The sequence below is a fragment of the Streptomyces sp. NPDC041122 genome (assembly GCF_055592445.1).
In genome coordinates this window covers 142,107-162,855 of record NZ_JBVIYQ010000004.1, presented here as the reverse complement: position 1 = coordinate 162,855, position 20,749 = coordinate 142,107, and the positions used below count along the sequence as shown (strand labels likewise).

General features: G+C 71.0%; 19 protein-coding genes and 1 pseudogene. 13 read left to right on the top strand and 7 right to left on the bottom strand.

Annotated features, from left to right (window positions below; genetic code table 11):
• The first annotated feature begins 155 nt into the window (after positions 1-155).
• Complete coding sequence (locus tag ACZ6B8_RS16755) at positions 156-3,347, top strand: amidohydrolase family protein (protein ID WP_471607656.1); 3,192 nt, start codon at positions 156-158, stop codon at positions 3,345-3,347.
• Positions 3,348-3,424: 77 nt separating this feature from the next.
• On the opposite strand, the gene ACZ6B8_RS16750 is transcribed toward ACZ6B8_RS16755, so the two are convergent.
• The 3 genes from ACZ6B8_RS16750 to ACZ6B8_RS16740 form a co-directional block, all read right to left on the bottom strand.
• Complete coding sequence (locus tag ACZ6B8_RS16750; protein WP_471607655.1) at positions 3,425-4,045, bottom strand: L-threonylcarbamoyladenylate synthase; 621 nt, start codon at positions 4,043-4,045, stop codon at positions 3,425-3,427.
• Between the two features lie 89 nt (positions 4,046-4,134).
• Positions 4,135-5,163: a hypothetical protein gene (locus tag ACZ6B8_RS16745; protein WP_471607654.1), complete on the bottom strand. Its 1,029-nt coding sequence runs from the start codon at positions 5,161-5,163 to the stop codon at positions 4,135-4,137.
• 104 nt (positions 5,164-5,267) lie between these two features.
• On the bottom strand, positions 5,268-6,545 hold the full coding sequence (locus tag ACZ6B8_RS16740; RefSeq protein WP_471607653.1) for an FAD-dependent monooxygenase: 1,278 nt from the start codon (positions 6,543-6,545) through the stop codon (positions 5,268-5,270).
• A gap of 80 nt (positions 6,546-6,625) precedes the next feature.
• Here ACZ6B8_RS16740 and ACZ6B8_RS16735 point away from each other — a divergent pair, with 80 nt between their 5' ends.
• On the top strand, positions 6,626-7,201 hold the full coding sequence (locus ACZ6B8_RS16735) for a TetR/AcrR family transcriptional regulator C-terminal domain-containing protein (RefSeq protein WP_471607915.1): 576 nt from the start codon (positions 6,626-6,628) through the stop codon (positions 7,199-7,201).
• 194 nt (positions 7,202-7,395) lie between these two features.
• Here the strand turns inward: ACZ6B8_RS16735 and ACZ6B8_RS16730 are convergent, their stop codons facing one another.
• A complete protein-coding gene (locus ACZ6B8_RS16730; RefSeq protein ID WP_471083694.1) occupies positions 7,396-7,899 on the bottom strand; it encodes a hypothetical protein in 504 nt (167 codons plus the stop codon).
• Between the two features lie 159 nt (positions 7,900-8,058).
• Between ACZ6B8_RS16730 and ACZ6B8_RS16725 the strand changes: the two genes are divergently transcribed.
• Positions 8,059-9,900, top strand: coding sequence for a trypsin-like serine peptidase (locus ACZ6B8_RS16725; protein ID WP_471607652.1), 1,842 nt, complete (start codon positions 8,059-8,061; stop codon positions 9,898-9,900).
• Positions 9,901-10,018: 118 nt separating this feature from the next.
• Here the strand turns inward: ACZ6B8_RS16725 and ACZ6B8_RS16720 are convergent, their stop codons facing one another.
• A complete protein-coding gene (locus ACZ6B8_RS16720) occupies positions 10,019-10,456 on the bottom strand; it encodes a DUF2267 domain-containing protein (protein ID WP_471083700.1) in 438 nt (145 codons plus the stop codon).
• 150 nt (positions 10,457-10,606) lie between these two features.
• Positions 10,607-11,056, bottom strand: coding sequence for an Hsp20/alpha crystallin family protein (locus ACZ6B8_RS16715; protein ID WP_471607651.1), 450 nt, complete (start codon positions 11,054-11,056; stop codon positions 10,607-10,609).
• A 126-nt stretch (positions 11,057-11,182) separates the two neighbouring features.
• Between ACZ6B8_RS16715 and ACZ6B8_RS16710 the strand changes: the two genes are divergently transcribed.
• The 4 genes from ACZ6B8_RS16710 to ACZ6B8_RS16695 all read left to right on the top strand — a co-directional run bounded on the left by ACZ6B8_RS16710 (position 11,183) and on the right by ACZ6B8_RS16695 (position 15,606).
• On the top strand, positions 11,183-11,827 hold the full coding sequence (locus tag ACZ6B8_RS16710; RefSeq protein WP_471607650.1) for a type III effector protein: 645 nt from the start codon (positions 11,183-11,185) through the stop codon (positions 11,825-11,827).
• Positions 11,828-12,046: 219 nt separating this feature from the next.
• Positions 12,047-12,730: a restriction endonuclease gene (locus ACZ6B8_RS16705; RefSeq protein WP_471607649.1), complete on the top strand. Its 684-nt coding sequence runs from the start codon at positions 12,047-12,049 to the stop codon at positions 12,728-12,730.
• 826 nt (positions 12,731-13,556) lie between these two features.
• Positions 13,557-14,213, top strand: a complete 657-nt coding sequence (locus ACZ6B8_RS16700) for a hypothetical protein (protein WP_471607648.1) — start codon at positions 13,557-13,559, stop codon at positions 14,211-14,213.
• A 340-nt stretch (positions 14,214-14,553) separates the two neighbouring features.
• Complete coding sequence (locus ACZ6B8_RS16695; RefSeq protein WP_471607647.1) at positions 14,554-15,606, top strand: cation diffusion facilitator family transporter; 1,053 nt, start codon at positions 14,554-14,556, stop codon at positions 15,604-15,606.
• A gap of 530 nt (positions 15,607-16,136) precedes the next feature.
• Here ACZ6B8_RS16695 and ACZ6B8_RS16690 read toward each other — a convergent pair.
• Positions 16,137-16,289 (bottom strand): hypothetical protein, encoded by a 153-nt coding sequence (locus ACZ6B8_RS16690; RefSeq protein ID WP_471607934.1) that lies wholly within the window; start codon positions 16,287-16,289, stop codon positions 16,137-16,139.
• Here ACZ6B8_RS16690 and ACZ6B8_RS16685 point away from each other — a divergent pair.
• From ACZ6B8_RS16685 to ACZ6B8_RS16660, 6 genes and pseudogenes are all read left to right on the top strand, one after another.
• Positions 16,258-16,366: pseudogene (locus ACZ6B8_RS16685) on the top strand (alpha/beta hydrolase); the annotation flags it as partial. The gene ACZ6B8_RS16690 and the pseudogene ACZ6B8_RS16685 sit on opposite strands and share 32 nt — an antisense overlap.
• Positions 16,367-16,564: 198 nt before the next feature.
• A complete protein-coding gene (locus ACZ6B8_RS16680) occupies positions 16,565-17,332 on the top strand; it encodes a GntR family transcriptional regulator (protein WP_471083721.1) in 768 nt (255 codons plus the stop codon).
• Between the two features lie 86 nt (positions 17,333-17,418).
• Positions 17,419-17,646: a 4Fe-4S dicluster domain-containing protein gene (locus ACZ6B8_RS16675; protein ID WP_055563275.1), complete on the top strand. Its 228-nt coding sequence runs from the start codon at positions 17,419-17,421 to the stop codon at positions 17,644-17,646.
• 13 nt (positions 17,647-17,659) lie between these two features.
• A complete protein-coding gene (locus ACZ6B8_RS16670; RefSeq protein ID WP_471607646.1) occupies positions 17,660-19,087 on the top strand; it encodes an ABC transporter substrate-binding protein in 1,428 nt (475 codons plus the stop codon).
• Positions 19,084-19,959 (top strand): ABC transporter permease, encoded by an 876-nt coding sequence (locus tag ACZ6B8_RS16665; protein ID WP_471607645.1) that lies wholly within the window; start codon positions 19,084-19,086, stop codon positions 19,957-19,959. The genes ACZ6B8_RS16670 and ACZ6B8_RS16665 overlap by 4 nt, the downstream gene beginning before the upstream one ends.
• The gene (locus ACZ6B8_RS16660) at positions 19,956-20,726 is read left to right on the top strand and encodes an ABC transporter ATP-binding protein (protein WP_471607644.1); all 771 of its coding nucleotides are present in this window, start codon (positions 19,956-19,958) and stop codon (positions 20,724-20,726) included. The genes ACZ6B8_RS16665 and ACZ6B8_RS16660 overlap by 4 nt, the downstream gene beginning before the upstream one ends.
• Positions 20,727-20,749: the final 23 nt, after the last annotated feature.

Here is a 20,749-nt window from a genome sequence, read left to right as displayed (position 1 = left end):
GCCGTCAGCTTCCGGTACGAGACGGCGGGGCCCCGGACGGATGGGCGGGGCGGGTGCGCCCGAGGACGCCCCGGCGTGTTGTCGCCCCGCAGAGTTGTCCGCGCCCCGGCGATGGGCGAGTGTGCTGTGTCATGGAATGTGACCGGCACCACACCATGTTGCCCCTGACGCGACGTCAACTGATCGTCGTCGCAGGCGTGTCCGGGGCCGCCGTCGCCCTGGGTGCCGCCCCGGCGCCGGCCCGCCCGCGCCGAACGGTCCCCCTCTCCTTCACCCGGGTCACCAACGGCTCGGCGACCCTCGCACCCGGCGCCGACCGGCTGATCGTCGAGGCCCAGGCCACCCTGTGGTCCGTGCCCCGCGGCCACGGTCACGGCGAGGCGGAACCCCTGACGCCACCGGGCCTCGAACCGAACCGGCCCGTGTACGCCCCGGACGGCACCTCGGTCGCGTTCTGCGCCTACCAGGACGGCGGCTTCCACATCTGGACGATGCACGCCGACGGCTCCCGGCTCCGCCAGCACACCGACGGACCCTGGGACGACCGCGGCCCCGCCTGGTCACCCGACGGAACCCGCATCGCCTTCGCCTCCGAGCGCGGCGGCGACCCGGTGAAGGGCGGCTCGTACCGCATCCACGTCCTGGACCTCGCCGACGGCGCACTCACCCGCCTCACCGGGCTGCCCGGCCAGCACGGGCCCCTCCAGGACGGACCGTGGGAGGACTTCGACCCGACCTGGTCACCGGACGGCACCCGCATCCTGTTCGTCCGCGGCACGACCATCACCACACCCCAGGGCACCGCGCTGGAGTCCCGCACCATCGCCGCCGTCGATGCCCGGGGAACCGGCCCCGTCACCGTCGCGCACACCGAGACCGCGGCCGCGCAGGTCATGACGCCCGCCCTCAGCCCCGACGGCAAGCACCTCGCCCACCTGCGGACCACGGCCGCGCCCCACGCCTCCTGCACCCTCGTCGTCGACGGCCGTCCCGTCGAACTGTCCGGCGACCTGGCGCCCGTTCCCCCGCGCTGGACGGCGGACGGGCGGCTGCTGCTCACCCTCGACGGCCGCTTCACCCTCGTACGACCTGGGAGCGGGAGTGCGCCCGAGGCCATCCCGTTCCGGGGCACCCTGCCGGTGGACCGCCCGCGCTACCGGGTCAAGGAGTACGACCTGGGCCTCGGCCGCGCCCGGCCGACCCGCGGCATCCATCTGCCCGCCCTCTCCCCAGACGGACACCGCGTCGCCTTCGCGGCCCTCAACTCCCTCTGGCTGGCCGACACCTCGGGCGGCAAGCCGCCCCGGCGGCTGCACCGGGCCGCGGCCACCGAGTATCTGCTCGGCCCGGCCTGGGCGCCGGACGGCAGGTCCCTGGTCTACGCCGACGACCGAGACGGCCTGCTCGGCGTGTACCGGCACGACCTCGCCACCGGCACCGAGACCGCGCTGGCGACCGGCGGCCGCGTCCACCCCGTGCTCTCACCCGACGGCGCACGGCTCGCCAGCCTGGACATGACCGGGCGCCTCATGGTGCGCGAACTCGCCTCGGGCACCGAACGCGCGCTGGCGGACCCGCTCGGCGGGGGAGGGCTGCCCGGCAGACCCAGCTGGTCCCCGGACGGCCGGTACCTCGCCCTGTGCGACCGCAACCGCCTCAACTACCGCTTCCGCGAGGGCTACAACCTCATCCGGATCGTCGACACCGCGACCGGCGCCGCCCACCTGCACGCGGTCGCCCCGCACACCTCGCTCTCCGACCGGTACGACTCCGGCCCCGTCTGGTCCCCGGACGGCCGGCTGCTCGCGGTGATCGTCGACTCCGCGCTGCACCTGCTGCCCGTGACACCCGACGGCACGCCCCGTGGCGCCCCACGCATGCTCTCCGCCGAACCCGCCGACCACCCTTCCTGGGCGGGCGACTCCAAGACGCTCCTCTACCTGTCGAACGGCCGACTGCGCCTGATCGGCGCGGACGGCGGCGACCCGCGCACGGTGCGGGTGCCACTGGACCACCGCAGGCCCGCACCCGCCGACCTCGTCCTGCACGCGGGCCGGCTGTGGGACGGCACCGGCGGCGGGAACGACGTGCGGGAGGACGTGGACGTCGTCGTCCGCGGCGGCCGCATCGCGTCCGTGCGGCCCCACCGCCCGGCACGCCACGCCCCGGCGGCCCGGCGCGTCGACGCCTCCCGGCACACGGTCGTCCCCGGCCTCTGGGACACCCACACGCACCCCTGGCAGACGACGTACGGCGGACGCCAGACCGTCGGCCAGCTGACCTACGGGATCACCACCGCGGTCTCGCTGGGCGGCTTCGCCTACGAACAGGCCCGCATCCGTGAGGCGGTGGCCGCCGGGGAACTCGCGGGCCCGCGCCTGCTCACCACCGGTGAACTCCTGGACGGCTCCCGCGTCGCGTACAGCATGGGCCGCGCCCACCGGAACCGGGCGGCGCTCAGACGCTCCCTCGACCGAGGCGCGGCGCTCGACTGGGACTTCGTGAAGACGTACGTACGCGCGCCGGGCTGGGTGATGGAGGAGGCGGCACGCTATGCCCACGAGCGGCTCGGCGTGCGCGCGGGAAGCCATCTGCTCTCACCCGGCATCCAGTCGGGCCAGGATCTGACGACCCATCTGCAGGCCACCCAGCGCGCCGAGTTCGGGCACGCCACGACGGCCACGGGCCGTTCCTGGGACGACGTCATCGAGATCTACAGCGCCCACGGAGCGGCCTTCTCCCTGATCGCCACACCGTTCACCTCGGCACCCCTGATCGGCGCGGACCCGGCGCTGGCCGACGACCCGCGCGTCACCGCGGTGATGCCGCCGTGGGACGCCGCCGCCGTGAAGGCAGGGGCGGCCGTTCCTCCCGGCACGGACCAACTGGCCACCCTGCGCAGGGAGACGGACATCTACCGCCGCGTCCTCGCCGCCGGCGGCCAGGTGGCACTCGGCACCGACCAGCCCCTCGTCCCGGTGGGCCTCTCGCTCCATCTGGGCCTGCGCGCCCTGCACCGCGGCGGGCTCTCCCCGGCGGCCGCGCTGCGCACCGCGACGGTCCTGCCGGCCAGGATCTTCGGCCTCGACCGGCACCTGGGCACCCTCGAGGCCGGGAAGGTCGCCGATGTGACGGTGGTGGACGGCGACCCGTTCACGGACTTCGACACGATGGTGCGCACGGTGTCGGTGCTGCGGGGCGGAACCCCGTACGCGACCGACGACCTGACGTCCGCGTTCGAGCGGCGGCCGAAGAGCCGGGCCGGGGCGGATGCGGAGGACGCGGCGCACTGGCTGGCGGCGGGGCACCTGATGCGCAGGGACGGATGCTGCACGCCGATGCCCTGAACGACCGGACGCGTGCAGCGAGGGCAGTCGCCCCGCCGGATCCGCTCGATCCGGCGGGCGCTGCGAGCCCCCTCCCGCTACTCGAAGCGCGAGGTGTCGCCCGCTCCCCGGCGGACGATCTCCGCCTCACCGCCCGAGAAGTCGATGACGGTGGTGGGCTCGGTGCCGCAGTCGCCGGAGTCGATGACCGCGTCCACGAGGTGGTCGAGGCGCTCCTTGATGTCCCAGCCCTGGGTCATCGGCTCCTCCTGCTCCGGCAGGAGGAGCGTGCTGGAGAGCAGCGGCTCGCCGAGCTCGGTGAGGAGCGCCTGGGTCACCGTGTGGTCGGGGATGCGCACACCGACGGTCCGCTTCTTCGGGTGCATCATCTGGCGCGGCACCTCTTTGGTGGCGGGCAGGATGAAGGTGTAACTGCCCGGCGTGGCCGCCTTGATGGCGCGGAACACGTCGTTGTCGAGGTGCACGAACTGCCCCATCTGCGCGAAGCTCTCGCACATCAGGGTGAAGTGATGGCGGTCGTCGAGCTGCCGGATCGACCGGATGCGGTCCATGCCGTCGCGGCTGCCGAGCTGGCACCCCAGCGCGTAGCAGGAGTCCGTCGGATAGGCGACGAGCGAACCGGAGCGGATCCCGTCGACCACGCTGCCGATGCTGCGCCGCTGGGGGTTGTCGGGGTGCACGTCGAAGTACTTGGCCATTCGGCGAGTCTAAGTGACCGCACGGTGACTGCCGGGGCTCCGCGTCACGCGTGTGGCGAACGGGGCGGTGACGCGGAGCGGCGGTCCCGCTACTCGCCGGCCCAGTAAGCGACCCGCACCTCCTCGTCCGCGAAGTCCCGGCGCGGCAGCCGCAGGCCGAGGGATGTCTCCAGGGCGTGGAAATACAGTTCGAACGTGTGGGTCAGCTCGGGGTGGTCCAGCTCGGCCCGGCGCAGCGCCCGGTTGAGGAAGTCCAGCTCGCCGCCGCGCGGATAGGGGGCGTACCCGCGCTCGTACCGGATCAGTTCCAGCGCGCCCCGGTCGTCGTCGACGCGGCGGCCGTCCCGGACGTAGTCGAAGGTGTAGATGGCCTTCGCGGAGGTGGCGGTCAGCCACACGCTCTCCGTGATGCCGAGCGCCGCGTAGGCGTCCTTGTCGGCGAAGGCCCCGACGGGCGTCTCGTGGTGCAGGAGGTACGTCCACCCGCCAGCCTGTCCGAAGCAGCAGCTCTGCCACTGCCGGTCCCCGTACGTCCTGCCGTCGTCCTCGGCCCGCAGGTCCTTGAGCCGGGTGCCCGCGGCGACCTGCGCGGGATCGGCCCCGTAGAGCAGAGCGAGGCGCTCGGGGTCGACGGGCCTGCCGGGTTCCGCGCGGAAGAAGGCAAGCGTCGTGTACGGGTCCTGCTCTCGCCAGGACCTGGCTACCCAGGCGAGGCCCTCCAGCGGATCGTGCCCGCACGGCTCGACCGCCCCCGTGCCGTCCAGAGCACCGCCGCGGAACCGTCTGCCCCACACCGGATCGATCTCCTCCAGGGCCTCGGCCGTCTCCTCGAGGCTGTCGCCACACAGGCGCATCGCGGCTTCGGCGATCAGATACACCGCTTGGTCGAGATCGCGAGTGGTGGAGACCTCCTGGTGGGGCCCGAACCGACCGTGCACCGCGCCGTCCTCCAGGAGCAGGCACAGACCGGCGTCCGGCACATCTTCGGCGCGCTCGGCCCACTCCTCGAACTCGTCCTCCGAGACCGTCACGGGCGGCAGTTCGACCTCGTGCAGCCGGGGGTGGCGCGCAGCAGTCCGCTGCCAGGCCTCCGCCAGGGTCTGCTGGGTGATCTTCATGGCGTCAGCATAAGAACGCCCACTGACAACGGGCCGACCCTGGCGCCCGGTTGCTCACGCACCGCCCCGGCCGGCCCGGTCTCGTCGATCACTTCACCACCGCCCTACGGCCTACGTCCAAAGCCCTGGGCCGGCCGATGTACGGGCAGGTCGGGGTAGCCGGGGAGCTGCCACGTGCCGCCTCGGTCCTCCTTCGCGAAGCGTGCCGCGAGGTCCGGGACGCGCAGGGCGCACGCCAGGGCCGTGGTGGCCTGGAAGGCACTGATCGCGTGCCGGCTCTTGGGCAGGCCCACGCGCAGCAGGCGGGGGTTCACCGTGGCCTGGATCGCGTCGGCGAAGGGCCGCAGCACCCTGTCGTAGTTCGCCAGGGCGGTGGGCAGGTCTTCGGCATGCCGGTTGACCTCACCGGCCAGCACGTACGCGCCGACCAGCCCACCGGAGATGCCCATGCCGCTGTACGGGGACGCGCAGTGCGCGGCGTCGCCGGCCAGGACGACCCGGCCCGTGGACCAGGTGTCGGTGCGCACCTGGACGATCTCCTGTGAGTAGAAGAACGGACTCGTCTTCATGCCCGCGATGAACCGCTCGCTCTGCCAGCCCGCGTCACGGAAGCGCCCGGCCCAGAACTCCCGCAGGCGTTCGACGGGCGCGCGGTGGATCGCGGACGCCTCCGCCGATTCCTCGCGCAGCACGAAGTAGACCTGCGTCTCGGCCGGGTTGTGGCTGCGCCGCATGATCTGGCGACCGCCCGGGACCATGTAGGTGTCACGGATGGAGGTGTCCGAGGCGATGCGCGGGACGAACCAGTAGGCCATGTGGATGCCGACGCGCCAGTACGGGTCGAGGCCCTCCGGGAGAAGGGCACGGCGGATGCGTGACCCCTGTCCGTCCGCACCGACCAGCAGGTCGAACTCACCGGAGGAGCCGTCGGAGAAATGGACGGTCACCTGGTGCTCGTCCTGGTCGAAACCGTCGACGCTCTTGCCGAAGACGTACTCGGCGTCGTCCTTGGTCGCGTCGTGGAGGATGCGGACCAGGTCGCCGCGCATGATCTCGTACTCCGAGGTGAGGGTCTGGCGGCCCTTGCCCGAGGTGTTGGCCATGATCGTCGCCTTCGGCTTCCCTCGGGAATCGACGAACGCGACGCCCGCTTCGTCCACGAGGTGACCGCGAACGGTCTCCAGCAGCCCCATGCGTTCGACCGCCTCGATGCCCTGCCCGCGCAGGTCGACCTGGGCTCCCGCGGCCCGCAGCGTCGGGAAGCGTTCGACGACCGTCACCTGGTGGCCGCCACGGGTGAGCCAGAAGGCCAGCGCCTGCCCGGCGACACCGCCACCGGCGACGAGGACCCGCAGGGAGCGTGTCGTGATCTTGCTCGGCATGTCGACCACCCCAAAAATCTATCGGTGATTGATTCTCTCCCAGAGTCTTCTATCACCGATAGAATTTCAACGTGACCAAGATGAACCGTGCGAACGTCGTCACCGAAGCGCTGAATCTGCTCGACGAAGTGGGTCTGGAGAACGTCAGTACAAGGCGGCTGGCGCAGCGGCTCGGCGTCGAGCAGCCCTCGCTCTACTACCACTTCCGCACCAAGAAGGATCTGCTCGCGGCCATGGCGCAGGCGGCCATGACCCCCCACGCCGACGCGCCGCTCCCCGCACCCGAAGACGACTGGCGCGAGTGGTTCCTGGAGAACACGCGCAGCTTCCGGCGCACCCTGCTCCTGCGCCGCGACGGTGCTCGCCTGCACGCCGGCAGCGCGCCGACCGGCGACCTCGACCGGATCCGCCGCAAGATGTCCTTCCTCGTCACCTCCGGCGTGCCCGAGCGCGACGCGCAGATGGCCATGCTGGCCGCGGGTCGCTACACGGTCGGGAGCGTCTTGGAGGAGCAGGCCGACACGGGCGCCGGCGACGCCATGGAGCAGCTGGCCGATGTGCCGGAGCTCGACCACGAATCGGCGTTCGAGGCGGGTCTCGCCCTCATCGTGGACGGCCTGGTGCAGCGCACCGAAGCGGCTGGTTCACGGGCCTAGAGGGGCCCCTTCACCCTGAGGCCGCCGCTGCTCTGGCCGTCACGCGCGGCGGCCGTAGGGGGGCGTGATGCGGGCGGCCCCACTGGTACGGAGCCCGGTTCGCACGTCACAGCCAAGCGGTGGCGGGATGTCGGATGATCACGGCTGCGGCGAGGGCGAGCCGTACGTCGATGCCGATCTGACGGGCAGCCACGTCATGCCGGCTCGCCGGCGGCGCGACGGCGCTTGCGGCGCAGCCATACGGCTCCGGTGGCGACCGCCGCAGCCGCGCCCGACGGAATCCCGACCGCGAGGCCGGAGCCGAAGCTCAGCCCCTCCGACGGCGGTGCGGCAACCTTCAGCTGCCGTCGGAGCACGATCGGCGGGTAGTCGCACACATAGTCCCGGTCCGCCTCGGCCGTGCAGTTCGCATCCTTGTGGCGGAGGGTCAACTTCACCTCGTACGTACCGGGTTCGGTCCTCTCCTTGATCCGGGCGGCGCCCACCCAGGCCTGTCCCGTGTCGCCCAGGGCCGTGTCGTCGGTCAGCGCGCGGCTGGAGACTTCCACCTCGGTGGGATGCGGATTGCCGGGGCGCTCCTTCACCGTGATGTCCACGAGCTGGCCCGGCCGCGCCGGGCCACCGAGGGACGCGTATCCCGCTCCGGGGAAGGGCAGCGCGTCTCCGTGGGCCGAGCCGGCCGCCCCAAGAAGCAGCACAGGAGCGGCAATTACCGCATATACGGTACGTGCGGACGCGTGTGTGAAGTTGCCCATATATCCCCCGAGTCCGCAATAGTTTTACGATCATGACTCATATGGGCGCGGTCACGCCACACGGAGTGACCCGCCTCTCATCTTCATATGGGGGACACGACCATGAGATTGCGCAGAGCGCTGGGCGCCGCGGCGGGGGCCGCGGCACTGGTTCTGCTGCCGGGCCTGCCGGCGTACGCAGATCCCGGCGATCCGACGCCCAGGGGGGATGCCACCGCACCGGCGGTGGCGGGGGACACTCAAGAGCCCGTTGTTCCGCCGACTCCTGTGCCGGCCCGCAGTGACGAGGACGCGCGGGGGTTCACGCCGGCCGACGCCGACGATTACTGGACGCCGGAGCGGATGAGGTCCGCGAAGCCCGTCCCGGAGCAGGAGGCCAAGGGGTTCTCCGCTCCGACCAGGATGCCCCGCTCCACCAGCCGGCCCTTCGAAGGACTGCCGATCGTCGGCACCTTCTTCTGGAACGACGGCACCAACACCGGCCGGTTCTGCGGCGGCACGGTCGTCAAGAGCCCCGGCAAGAACATCGTGATGAGCGCCGGTCACTGCTTCGACGACCAGGACGCGCGCAAGAACCTCACCTTCGTCCCGCAGTACGACGACGGCAAGAAGCCGCACGGCGCCTTCACCGTCAAGCCCGGCAGGATCTACGTCGACAAGCGGTACCTGTCCAAGGGCCCTGACGCCGGGGCGGACCTCGACTTCAACTTCCTGCAGCTCGAACCGCGCGGCGGCAAGAACGTCGAGGACGTCGTCGGCGGCGCCGAGCTGAAGATCAACGCGGGGTACGACCACGCGCCGGTCCGCCTGATCGGCTACCCGGCCAACCAGAAGCGCCCGCTGGACTGCACGGACAAGACCGTCCGCTACAACAGCACCGATCCGAAGATCCCGGGCAGCTTCCTGCGCATCGCGTGCGACAAGTACTCCGGTGGCGCGTCGGGCGGCCCGTTCCTCATCAAGCAGGGGAGTGGCTGGGGCATCATCGGCGTCATCGGCGGCTGGAAGACCGGCGGGGACAAGGACGACATCTCCTACAGCTCGTACCTCGACGGCGATGCCAAGGCGCTGTACGACGACGCGGTCAACAACCGGCAGCCGGCCGGCCGCGGCGTCCTCGGCACAGCCGATACCTGGCAGCACGCCGAGGCCATGACCGGCGGCTACTTCACCGACGGCAATCCTGGTACGTGGGACTACTCGGACCTGATCGTGCGCTGGTCCGACGGCGAGGTCACCCTGTACCGGGGCGCCGGCGAGGACGCCGACAACTTCGACAAGGAAATCCGCCTCACCGGCCCCAACGGCACCTGGAAACACGCCGCCACCATGGCATCCGGAGACTTCACCGGTGCCGACCGCGACGACCTCATCGTCCGCTGGTCCGACGGCGAGCTGACGCTCTACCCCGACGTGGACGAGCAGGGCTTCCACGGCGAGGTCCAGCTCCAGAAGCCCAACGACCTGTGGAAGAACGCCACGTCCATCACCGGTGGCCGCTACACGGGCGACAACAAGTGGACCGACGACCTCCTGGTCCGCTGGAGCGACGGCGAGGTCACCCTCTACACCAACGTCGACCGTGACGGCTTCCACGGCGAGAAGAAGCTCGCCGCGCCCAACAGCACCTGGGGGCACGCCTCGACGCTCACCTCGGGCGACTTCACCGGAAACGACCAGCACGACCTGATGGTGCGCTGGACGGATGGTGAGCTGACTCTCTACAAGGACATCGACCAGAACGGTTTCCACGGAGAGATCCAGGTCAAGAAGCCCAACAAGCTCTGGACGCACGCCACGGTCCTGGCCGCCGGCGACTACAGCGAGAACCGGCACCCGGACGACTTCCTGGTGCGGTGGTCCGACGGTGAGGTCTCCATGTACCCGGACGCCGACGAGACCGGCCTGAACCGGGAGATAACCCTGGTCTATCCGTCCGCCTGACGGCGGTCCCGCAAGGGGAAGGCCCCGGCGACATCACCCGTCAGGTGTGTCGCCGGGGCCTTGTTGCGTCGGGCTCCCCGGAGAGACTTCTCCCTCTTGCCCCGGCGCCGTGAGTGCCCTATGCCGCGGGGGTGAGCTCGGCGCGGCCGAACAGCAGGGCGTAACCGGAGGGGAGCCGGCGCAGGATGCGGGTCAGGAGTTCGGGGCCGGCGTAGGCGGCAACGGCCCAGAAGACGGATCCCGTGTCCCATCGGGTGGTGGCCAGAGGGGCGCCCGTGCGAGCGGCGAGGTCCTTGACGAAGGCCCAGCCACCGTTCAGCGGCTGGGTGGCCGGGACCTGGTCGGTGAGGATGCGTGCCGCTTCGCGGGGCAGGCGGGCGGCCAGGTCACTTCGTTCCTCACCGGTCAGCTGGCGTCCCAGTCCCGCGAGGACCAGGCGGACTGCTTCCTCGGCACGCTCCCGCGTGGGGTAGGCGCCTTGGTAGCGGACCTTGTCCAGCATCTGCTCGTACGCCGTCGTGTGCTGAGTCTCGAACGCTGCGCTCAGGTCGGACATCACTGCTGTGGTTGCCTTTCTTCACCAGGGTCGTGGCGCCGGTGCGGGACACGGGTGTCGGGCACGGGTGTGGGGCACCGGAGGAGCGGGTGGGGCAGAGGGGGGGAGATCGTCGGCGGTGTTGGCCGCTGTGTTTCTGCGGCGGTCCGGTCAGCCGGAGATCTGCTGACGGTCGCTTCGGCTTCCGCTTCCGCTTCTCGTGGTGACGGCGATCTTGCGGGGCTTCGCCCGCTCGGCGATCGGGATGCGCAGGGTGAGTACGCCCGCTTCGTAACCGGCCTGGATGCGCTCGGTGTCGAGGATGTCGGCGAGCGCGATCCGGCGGGAGAACACGCCCAGCGGCCGCTCCGAGAATTCCATCCGCACGTCGTCGGCCGTCGGTACGGGGCGGCGCTCGGCCTTGATGGTCAGCATGTTCTGTTCGACGTCGATGTCGATCGCCTCCACGCTGACGCCGGGGAGATCGAAGGTCACGACGTACTCATCGCCCGCGCGGTAGGCGTCCATCGGCATCGGGGACGGCCGCGACCAGGTACCGGGACCCGTCAGCTGCTGTGCCGGCCGGCTGAGCTCACGGAAGGGGTCAGTGCGCATCAACATCATGAAACACCTCCAGCGGTACGGGCAGTTACTGCCAATGCGCCTCACTGAAACCGTTGTATCATGTCATCCATTGGATGACAAAACTCGATGTCGTCCAATGGATGACAGACCAAGGGAGGTGCCATGACCCCGGCCGATCAACCCGCCCGCTCCGGCGCCGGAACGCAGAGCGCCGCGTCGTTCCCCGCAGCCGAGGCGGCGCTTCAAGCCGTGGACGACGCCTTGCGGGCGGCCCGGCAGAAGGAGCCCGGCCCGTCCGGCCCTCACGACGCGGACGCGGACACGGACCTGGAGCAGGCCCTGGCTTCTCTTCTCCTGCTGCGGCAGGTCCGAGAGCAACTCGCCGGATGGGAGACGGACCTGATCGAAACGGCCCGCGACGCGGGAGCCAGCTGGGCCGACCTCGCCCGCCCTCTCGGCGTCGCCAGCCGCCAGGCCGCCGAACGCCGCTACCTGCGCAACCGGCCCGGCCCAGCCGGAACCACCGGCGAACAGCGCGTCCAGGCCACCCGCGAACACCGCGCCGCCCAACGCGTCACCGCCACGTGGGCCCGCCGCAACGCTGCCGATCTGCGCCGCGTCGCCGGCCAGATCACGGCCCTCACCGACCTGCCCGCCGCCGCCCGCGGGCCCCTCGGTCAACTCCACACGGCCCTCGCCGACGACGACCCCGCCGAACTCATCCACCCCCTGATCGCGACGGCCCCTCACCTGGCCACGACTCACCCCGACCTCGCCGCCCGACTCAAGGCCCTTACGCCGCCCTGACCCCGAGCGCGAGGACCGCCTGGCGTCCCGCACACCCCTCCGTGCGCGGCGCGCTCGGCTCAAGGGGTCGGGCTCTGCGACCTTGTGCAGCTTCGCGGGCCACGGAAGCGCCCCGTAAGCGCCACGGAAGCCGACGGCCCATCACGCACTCTTGCCGGGGCCGAGCGGGCATTTCACACTGCGGCTCACGGACACCGGGGAGTGGAGGGTGGGGGAGTGATGGCAGCACGACGGCGTCGACAGCTCCGGAAGCGGACGCGGCGGCGGTTACAGGGCTGGGGCATCGGCGTGGGGGTCGTCGGCCTGGTGTGGGCGGCCGCGAACTGGGCGGCGGTGTGGCCCGTGTTGCTGGCCGTGCTCGCCGTCGTGGTGGTGGGCGGGGCCTGCTGGGTCCTCCTGCGCGCGCACCGGTCCGCCGTCGACGGCAACCGGCGATGGCGGGAGCAGGAGGAAGCGAAGGAGCGGGAGCTGACGATGGCCGAGGTCGACGCGCTCTCCTGGCAGGCCTTCGAGCACTACGTCGCCGATCTGTGCCGCAGGGACGGCTGTACCCGGGTTGTTGTCAGCGGCAAGAGCGGCGACCTTGGTGCCGACGTCGTCGGCTACCTCGCCGACGGCCGCAAACTGGTGATCCAGGTCAAGAAGTACGCGCCCGAGCGCAGCGTGTCCTCCGAGGACATGCAGAAGTTTGTCGGCACCGCCCGCCTGGAACACGGCGCGGACGTGGCCCTGTTCGTCACCACGTGCCGCGCGTTCACGAAGGCCGCGCTCGGTCTGGCGGTCCGCCAGGACATCGTGGCCCTGCACCGGGACCTGCTCGGATCCTGGGTCGACGGCGCCCACCTGGAGACGCTCATCCCGCTGAACGGAAGCGGCGGCGGCAAGCGACGCCCTCGCGTGTGACGGCAGGACGCGGGCGACGGACGCGCGGATCAAGCCCGTGGTTGGCCACTGGATGCCCTTCTGGCGGCGCGATCCCGGTATCGCGGCCGGGGTGACCCGTGCCTCCTCGCGCTGCCGAGTCTCGTCGAGGCCGGCGGCCGGCGAAAGTCTCCGTGGACACGGCCTCGGCACGGCGCAGCCGAAAACAGCCCCTGGCTCGGTGACTCCTCTTCTCATGCGCTGAGGAGGTCCGTAGCCTTTTCCATTGACCGACTTTGTCTCCCCACATGGGCTGAGGACACGTGGACACTGCGAGTCTGCTTTTGCTTGGCGCGGCAGGCGGAGCGGTGCGCGGAGTCGTGCACGCATACGACTGCATGTCCGAATGGCTCCTACGCCGACAAGAGTTCCGGCACTCCGACCAACGCGAAGCCTCAAGTCTGCCTCCTACGTTTGGCGCGTTCTATGACGTCGCAGGCCAGTCCATCGCGGCCGCCGTGCATATGGCGATGGGGGCCGGGGTGGCGGTGCTCATGGACACCTGGGGTCAGGTCAGCGGGGGCTTCGCAACGTTCGCCGCCGGAGCATCGGCCCCCTTGATCCTCGTCCAGCTCAAGCACACCCGGCTCACGGAGGTCGTCCTCGGTACTTCCGGCGCGCCGCAGGCCCCCCAGCAGCCAGATGGCCAGTCACCGGCGACGGGGCCCCCGAACGAGCAGGCCGGCGCCCGGCGGCCCACCGCGGGCCCAAGGGGTGCCGAATGACCCGCCCCACACTGCTCCGTCGGGCGGCTGCCGCCACGATCGGAGTCGACCAGTACCCAACTCGCCCTCGTGTGCAGCCCCTTGTGCAGGACCTCACCCTGGCGCGCAGGGCCGCCGCCGCGATCATCGGCGTTCGTGCATACCGGGTACCGACGGCGGCGAAGGCGCCGGTACTGGAGGCAGAAGCGAAGAGGGCGGGGGGCGGCGCGTCATCCATATTGCCTTCGCTCGCGACCCTCGGCCCGCCCGAAAGGCGTCCGGCCAAGGAACGTCCACGCTATGGACTCGTGCTGGCCGCAGCGGCTGCCGTCATGGCCATCGCCTTCGGGGCCTACGTCCAACACGACTACACGTCCGTGGAAGAGCAACCCCCGCACAGCCCGGCGGGTTCGCTCCCGGAGAAGTACCTCGGTACCTGGGCCAGTGGGCTGACCACGGATGAAGGTTTCAGCCCGAGGACGCTGGTGATCCGGCAGGGCTACGTGGGCGACACGGTGGCGACCGTGACGGCGACGGGACAGGTTAGTGGCGGGGCCAGGTACGAGTGCGTGTTCAAAGCACAACTGGAGACCGTCACGGCTGATGCAATCCGGCTGAGAAAAACGACGCTTGCCTCAGGGAAACCGCCTTCGGCGTGTGTGCCTGGCGAACCCTCCACGGTGACCCTGGTGGGCAAGGACAAGCTGCGGCGCAGCGACAACGATGGCAGCGGCGCGTTGACGTACACCCGATCCCGATGAGGGGCGCCGAACGCTGATTCCAACGCCTTGCCTTCGGCTCCAAGGGTCCACATTGCCAGAGACAGGTGAGGGTGCTGGGGGGCGACCGAGTCGTTGATCGCGGAGTACTTGGCTCCGTGACTCGACGAGCGGGTATGCCGCTCGTCCGTATCTCTGACGCGGATCACATCCCCACGGAGAACGCTCCCGGCTGCCCTGCGGGCCGGTCCGCGCCATCGGTCCGCGCGCGACACCTCCGGAAGGTCGGGTCACGCTCGCCTGGAGTCACACCTCTGGGGTACACGAACCGCGTGCTGCCTCCGGCAAGCACCTTTGAGCCACCCCAGAACTGAGAGGTCAGATGACCGCCAAGCCGCCGACCGAGCAACAGTCGAGCACCTCAGCATCGGCCGGGCGAGCGCCGGACGAGCAGGCCGCGAACGACGGGCCGTCGAAGGGCCAGAACGCGAACGACGGGGCGTCGAAGGACCAGAAGACGAAAACCACCGTCTGGGTGGCCCTCGCCGCGAACCTGGTCATCGCCCTGGCCAAGATGGTGGGAGGGCTGTTCGCCGGTTCGCCCGCGCTGCTGTCCGAGGCGGCGCACTCGATCGCCGACAGCATGAACGAGGTCTTCCTGCTGGCCGCCCTGCGCCGCAGCCGTAAACCGGCCGACCCTCAGCACCCCTTCGGCTACGGCAAGGAACGCTTCTTCTGGTCGCTGCTCGCCGCGGTCGGCATCTTCGTCACCGGCGGCTGCTTCTCGATCTTCCAGGGCATCGAGGCGCTGCGCTCCGAGAGCGCGGAATCCACGACCGGCTACATCGTCGGACTCGTCGTCCTGGGGGTCGCGTTCTTCGCCGAGGGCGCTTCCCTGGTGCGCGCGCTCTGGCAGGTGCGGGGACAGGAGGGCGGCATCGGCTCCGATCCGGCCTTGCGGACCGTCATCGCCGAGGACGGTACCGCCGTGCTCGGAGTGACCTTCGCCATGATCGGCATGGGCCTGCACATGGCGACCGGTGAGGTCATCTACGAGGCGGCCGCCTCGGTAGGGATCGGCCTGCTGCTCATCGCGGTGGCCTACCGCCTGGGCAAGGAGGCCAAGGAGCAGCTGATCGGTGAGTCCGTCGACCCCGAACTGCGCGAGGACATAGGCCGCTTCCTCGCCGAGCAGCCCGAGATCGACCACGTCGCGAGTCTGCTGACAATGCGGCTCGGGATGGACTCGACGCTCGTCGCCGCGCGCATCGACCTCGCACCCGGCCGGGACAGCGAGGTCGTGGAGCTGGTCATGGAGCGCATCAAGTCCGACGTAGCCGAACGCTGGCCGCAGGCCGATCAGGTGTTCCTCGACATCACCGAGGCGCCGCCGGTGCCGGGGGCCGAGGTGGCTCCCGGCCATACGAGTCCTTAGGGATTCCGTTCGGTCACCGGCAGAGCCGAGTGCGAGGTGCGGCTTTCCGGCGGGGCGCCGGGCAGTCGGGTGAGCCCGGTGCCCGGCCCCCTCGCTCCACGCGGCCGCCAAACATGGCTGCCTACTGGTAGCAGGGGGGCCCGCACAACACGGTGACGGTGTTGTTCCCGGCGGCTGTCGCGGAGGCCGTGTCATGGGCGGCGGCCGTGGGGGTCCTGCTGGTCTCCCAAGGCATCGGAGCCGCCATGGCCTGAGGGGCGAGGGCGGTGAAAGCTGTGGCCGCCACGAACACAGTGGCAACCGCTCGCGTGCGCAGACGCATGTGAACTCCTTGAACAACCGGTGAGGTCCGTTGCTGGGCGCGCGACACGGGCAAGCCGTCGACGCGGACTGACAGTCTCAGTGCGGGTGCGGCGTCGGTCCAGAGGTCTCCTACAGAGTCGATATATCTCCATACGATCACCGCGACCGGCGGAGGGTGTTCCCCGGCCCGGGGGGCCGAACCCATGACGGGGGTTGGGGGCCGGAGCTCACGCGGGCGGTGTTCCGCCTTCTTCCCGCGGGCCGAGTCGGTGGTCGAGGGTGGCGCCGAGTTCGGGGCAGTTCTTGCGGATGAGGTCGAGGAAGGCGTTCAGTGCTGGGGAACGGTCCCGGGACCGGGCCATGCCCGACAACCCGTTCACCGTGCGGCACCCTGCCGGGCAGCCACAGTCCGTTCGCCGCCCGGCCCCACGAGCTCGCCGCGGCTCTGCTGCCGTGAGCGGCGACGCCTCGCGCTGTCCGTGGCGCGGTGGTCGAGGGCGCCGCCGCCCAGATCGTCCACCTGGTGGGCGCCAGGGTGGCGGGTCTTCGTCACCGTACGACCGAATCCGCAGGTCACAGCCCCGCGCTGACCGGTTTCAGGTGGCGCAATGCTGCCGCAACACCACCGCGGCCACCACGCCGGTACGTTCCTGCCATGCCAGCCGAACACAGCCACGCCTCACTTCCGGTCGCCGCCGCGCGGCGTCGGCGGCTCCGTGCTGACCAGGCACGGCAGCTCGCCGATCTGCTGCGGCACCAGATCCTGACGGGCGGCTTCCCGCGCGGCGTCCTGCCGCTCGAGGACGCCATCGCCGCCGACTACCGGGCCAGCCGCAACACCGTACGACAGGCCCTTGACCTGCTCCGCGGCGAGCAACTCGTGGACCGCAAGGCCGGTGTCGGCACCGTCGTGGTGTGCGAGAAGTACCCGCACGCACTCGACCGGCTCCAAGGCTTGGCCGAGATCCTGCACGAGCACGGCAGGGTCACCAACGAGGTCCGCACGGTGGGCCCGGTCAGCGCGCCGGGGCCGGTCGCGCACCGCCTCGGACTGCCCGAGCACACCGATGTGCTCTGCATCGAGCGGTTGCGCCGCCTCAACGGCCTTCCGCTCTCCCTCGACCTGTCGTACCTGCCCATGGACGTGGGCGGTGCGCTGCTCGGCTGCGACCTGGAGAACACGGACGTCTTCCGCCTCCTGGAGACCGTGACCGGCGGTCCGCTGGGGCACGCCGAGATGACGCTCGAAGCCGTGAACGCCGACACGCACTCCGCGGCGGTCCTCGAAGCCCCGCGCGGCAGCGCCGTCCTGATGCTGGAGCGGCTCACCCATCTGCCCGACGGCCGTCCCGTGGACCTGGAGTTCATCCGGTTCCGCGGGGACCGCATCACCATGAGCGGCGTCCTGCGCCGATCCGTCTGAGATCCGTCCGACCGTCTGCCGACGACCCTTCACCCACATCCCGGGACCTTCCCCCGGACCTTCACCCGCCCTTCCTGGAGTCAGCCATGCCTGTTGTCCCGCAGCGCGCCGACGTGCCCGTGACCATCGACGAGTCCCGCTGCATCGACGGCTGCACCCTCTGTGTCGACATGTGTCCGCTCGACTCGCTCGCGATCCGCGAGGACAACGGCAAGGCGTACATGCACGTCGACGAGTGCTGGTACTGCGGCCCGTGCGCGGCCCGGTGCCCCACGGGTGCCGTCACCGTCAACATGCCCTACCTGCTCCGGTGAAAGGCCGACTCCGATGACTCGCACCACGGGTTCGACAGGCAAACCCTCCAGTACCAGTACTCACGCCCACGCTCGCGGCTACGGCCCCGTCCGTACCCTCGCCCGCCTCCTCCCTCTCGCCCTGCTGGTGCCCCTGGCCACGGCGTGCGGCGGCGTGGCCGGAGCCGATGATTCCGGCACCGTCACGGTGACCGTCGGGTACCAGTCGAAGACCATCAACACCGTCACCGCCGGTACCCTGCTGCGCTCTCTCGGCTACTTCGAGGAGGAGCTCGCGGCGCGCGGCAAGAAGGACGGCAAGAAGTACGAGGTGAAGTGGCAGGACTACGCCACGGGGGCCCCGATCACCGCCCAGATGACCACCGGAAAGATCGACATCGGGTCGATGGGCGACTATCCGCTGCTGATCAACGCGGCCCGCGGCCGACAGCTCGGGCAGCCGACGCGACTCGTCTCGGTCACCGGCTACAACCTGCGCGGCGGCCTCAACACCGTGGTCACCAAGCCCGATTCGAAGCTGCGGTCGCTGACGGGACTGCGCGGCAAGAAGGTGTCGACCAGTGTCGGCTCGGCCGCCGACGGCACCCTGATCCGGGCCCTGAAGCAGGCGGGAATCGACCCGGAGAAGGACATCCACAAGCTCAACCAGCAGCCCAGCGTGGGCGCGTCCGCCCTGTCCGGCGGCAGCGTCGACGCCCTGTCGCAGTTCGTCGCCTGGCCGGGACAACTGGCCTACGAGGGAAAGGCGAAGGCGCTGTACGACGGCGCCGATCTGAACCTGCCGACCTTCCACGGCGTCACCGTCCGCGAGGAGTTCGCGAAGGAACGGGCCGGAGTGCTCGACGACTTCCTCACCGCCCAACGGCGGGCCACCGACTACCTGCGCGAACGACCCGTCGCCGCCGCCGAGTCGGTGGCGAAGGAGACCGGACTGCCCGCCGAGGCCGTCTACCTCTACAACGGCGCCCACGGCATCGCCACCTTCGATCCGGCGCTGCGGCCCGACCTCATCGCCGCCCTGAAGAAGGACGTCCCCATCCTCAAGACGGCCAAGCTGGTCGGCGACATCGACGTGGACGCCTTCGTCGACCCGAAGCCGCTGAAGCGGACCGCCCAAGCCCCGGTCAAGCCCGAGCCCACGCCCACGACGGGCGCCGCCAAGCCCGAGCTGTGGCTGCGGGGCCGCGCCACCACCCGTACCTTCGCCAGTCCGAAGAAGCTCCTCGCGGCCGTCGCGGCGGCGAAGAAGTCCGAGGTACGGGCCGCCTACGTGCCGGACGCCCTGACCGGCACCCCCTGGTTCGCCGACCGGGCCGTGTGGGTGGCGGACGGCTCGGAGCTGCGCGCCTTCGTCACGCCGAGCCACGCCAAGACCTATACGGGACGGCACGCGGGCGCCCGCGTCGTCGGCTACGCGGACGCCGTGGAGCTGGCGTCATGAGCGTCGTCCGCAGGCTCGTCAGGGTCGCGTCGCTCGCCGCCGCCCTCGGTCTCTGGCAGCTCCTGACCACCCTGGACGTCGATCTGTGGCTGCGGTTCGGTCAGTTCCCGACGGTCGGTGAGGTCGCGGCCGCCTTCGGCGACCGGGTCGGCACCGCCCCGTACTGGCAGGACCTCGTCCACAGCCTGCGCCGCATCCTGCTCGGCTTCCTGCTCGCCGCGGTCCTCGGGGTCGCGGCGGGCACGGCGATCGCCCGGTCGCGGTGGGCCGCCGACCTGCTCGGACCGCTGGTGGAAGTGGTCCGGCCGATCCCGGCGATCGCCCTGGTCCCGGTCGCGATCCTGCTCCTGCCCACCAACGAGCAGGGCATCGTCTTCATCACCTGCGCCGCGGCGTTCTTCCCCGTCCTGGTCTCCACCCGGCACGCGGTGCGCGCACTCACCCCGGTGTGGGAGGAGGCCGTGCTCACCATGGGCGGCGGCCGGCTGCGCGTGCTGTTCTCGGTGGTACTGCCGGGCGCGCTGCCCGGCATCTTCGGCGGCCTGTCGGTGGGCATCGGCGTCGGCTGGATCTGCGTGATCTCCGCGGAGATGATCTCCGGTGAGTACGGGGTCGGCTACCGCACCTGGCAGGACTACACGGTCGTCGACTACCCGGGCGTCTTCGTCGGGATGGCCACCATCGGCGCCCTCGGCTGGCTGACCTCCACCGCGGTGGAGTTCCTCGGCCGCCGCGCCACCGCCTGGCTGCCGCGTCCGCCCGAGCGGATCCCGTCCCGCGCGGCGCGCCGCACCGTCCGCGCCACCCGGCCGGTGGACTCCCTCCCCGCTCCGGCCCCGGTCCCGGCCCTCGACAAGGAACCCGTCGCATGAGCCCCGTACAGCTCGGCCCCGTCTCCCGCACGGACGCCCCGGCCCAGCAAGGAGCCCGACTCGGCCTGGACGACGTGCGGCTAGGCCACCGTGAGGGCCAAGTGCTGCCCGGGACCGTGCGGTTGCGCATCACGCCGGGTGAACTCGTCGCCGTGCTCGGCCCCTCCGGCTGCGGCAAGTCCACGCTGCTGCGCACCCTCGCCGGGCTGCTGCCGCCGCTGGGCGGGCGGGTCACCCAGGACGGGGTGCCCGTCGGTGGGCCCGCCGCCGACCGCGCCCTCGTCTTCCAGGAGGACGCCCTGCTGCCCTGGCGCAGTGTCCGCGCCAACGTCGAACTCCCGCTGGCCATCCGCCGGGTGGGCAGGGCCGAGCGGCGGCGGGCCGCCGACGACTGGCTTGAGCGGGTCGGACTCGCCGAGCACGCCCGCAAGTTGCCCCGTCAGCTCTCCGGCGGACAGCGGCAGCGCGTGCAGCTCGCCCGCGCGCTTGCCGGGGAGCCCCGCGTGGTGCTCATGGACGAGCCGTTCGGCGCCCTCGACCCGCACACCCGCGCCGGCATGCAGGACCTTCTCGTGGAGATCCTGCGCGGCACCGGCGCGACCGTCATCTTCGTCACCCACGACGTGGACGAGGCGCTGCACCTCGGCGACCGGATCGCCCTGCTGCCCTCCGGAGACGTCCTGGACGTCCCGCACCCCCGTCAGCGGGACGCCCGCAACGCCCCGGGCACGACCGAACTCCGCCGCCGGGTCCTGACGTCGCTGTAACCCGAGCACGCCTCGTACCTCTG

What these genes read in the sequence shown, in the direction of transcription:
- ACZ6B8_RS16755 (WP_471607656.1), top strand. Translation starts at nt 156, where the DNA reads ATGTTGCCCCTGACGCGACGTCAACTGATCGTCGTCGCAGGCGTGTCC.
- ACZ6B8_RS16750 (WP_471607655.1), bottom strand. Translation starts at nt 4,045, where the DNA reads ATGGCCAAGTACTTCGACGTGCACCCCGACAACCCCCAGCGGCGCAGC.
- ACZ6B8_RS16745 (WP_471607654.1), bottom strand. Translation starts at nt 5,163, where the DNA reads ATGAAGATCACCCAGCAGACCCTGGCGGAGGCCTGGCAGCGGACTGCT.
- ACZ6B8_RS16740 (WP_471607653.1), bottom strand. Translation starts at nt 6,545, where the DNA reads ATGCCGAGCAAGATCACGACACGCTCCCTGCGGGTCCTCGTCGCCGGT.
- ACZ6B8_RS16735 (WP_471607915.1), top strand. Translation starts at nt 6,626, where the DNA reads ATGAACCGTGCGAACGTCGTCACCGAAGCGCTGAATCTGCTCGACGAA.
- ACZ6B8_RS16725 (WP_471607652.1), top strand. Translation starts at nt 8,059, where the DNA reads ATGAGATTGCGCAGAGCGCTGGGCGCCGCGGCGGGGGCCGCGGCACTG.
- ACZ6B8_RS16720 (WP_471083700.1), bottom strand. Translation starts at nt 10,456, where the DNA reads ATGTCCGACCTGAGCGCAGCGTTCGAGACTCAGCACACGACGGCGTAC.
- ACZ6B8_RS16715 (WP_471607651.1), bottom strand. Translation starts at nt 11,056, where the DNA reads ATGTTGATGCGCACTGACCCCTTCCGTGAGCTCAGCCGGCCGGCACAG.
- ACZ6B8_RS16710 (WP_471607650.1), top strand. Translation starts at nt 11,183, where the DNA reads ATGACCCCGGCCGATCAACCCGCCCGCTCCGGCGCCGGAACGCAGAGC.
- ACZ6B8_RS16705 (WP_471607649.1), top strand. Translation starts at nt 12,047, where the DNA reads ATGGCAGCACGACGGCGTCGACAGCTCCGGAAGCGGACGCGGCGGCGG.
- ACZ6B8_RS16695 (WP_471607647.1), top strand. Translation starts at nt 14,554, where the DNA reads ATGACCGCCAAGCCGCCGACCGAGCAACAGTCGAGCACCTCAGCATCG.
- ACZ6B8_RS16680 (WP_471083721.1), top strand. Translation starts at nt 16,565, where the DNA reads ATGCCAGCCGAACACAGCCACGCCTCACTTCCGGTCGCCGCCGCGCGG.
- ACZ6B8_RS16675 (WP_055563275.1), top strand. Translation starts at nt 17,419, where the DNA reads ATGCCTGTTGTCCCGCAGCGCGCCGACGTGCCCGTGACCATCGACGAG.
- ACZ6B8_RS16670 (WP_471607646.1), top strand. Translation starts at nt 17,660, where the DNA reads ATGACTCGCACCACGGGTTCGACAGGCAAACCCTCCAGTACCAGTACT.
- ACZ6B8_RS16665 (WP_471607645.1), top strand. Translation starts at nt 19,084, where the DNA reads ATGAGCGTCGTCCGCAGGCTCGTCAGGGTCGCGTCGCTCGCCGCCGCC.
- ACZ6B8_RS16660 (WP_471607644.1), top strand. Translation starts at nt 19,956, where the DNA reads ATGAGCCCCGTACAGCTCGGCCCCGTCTCCCGCACGGACGCCCCGGCC.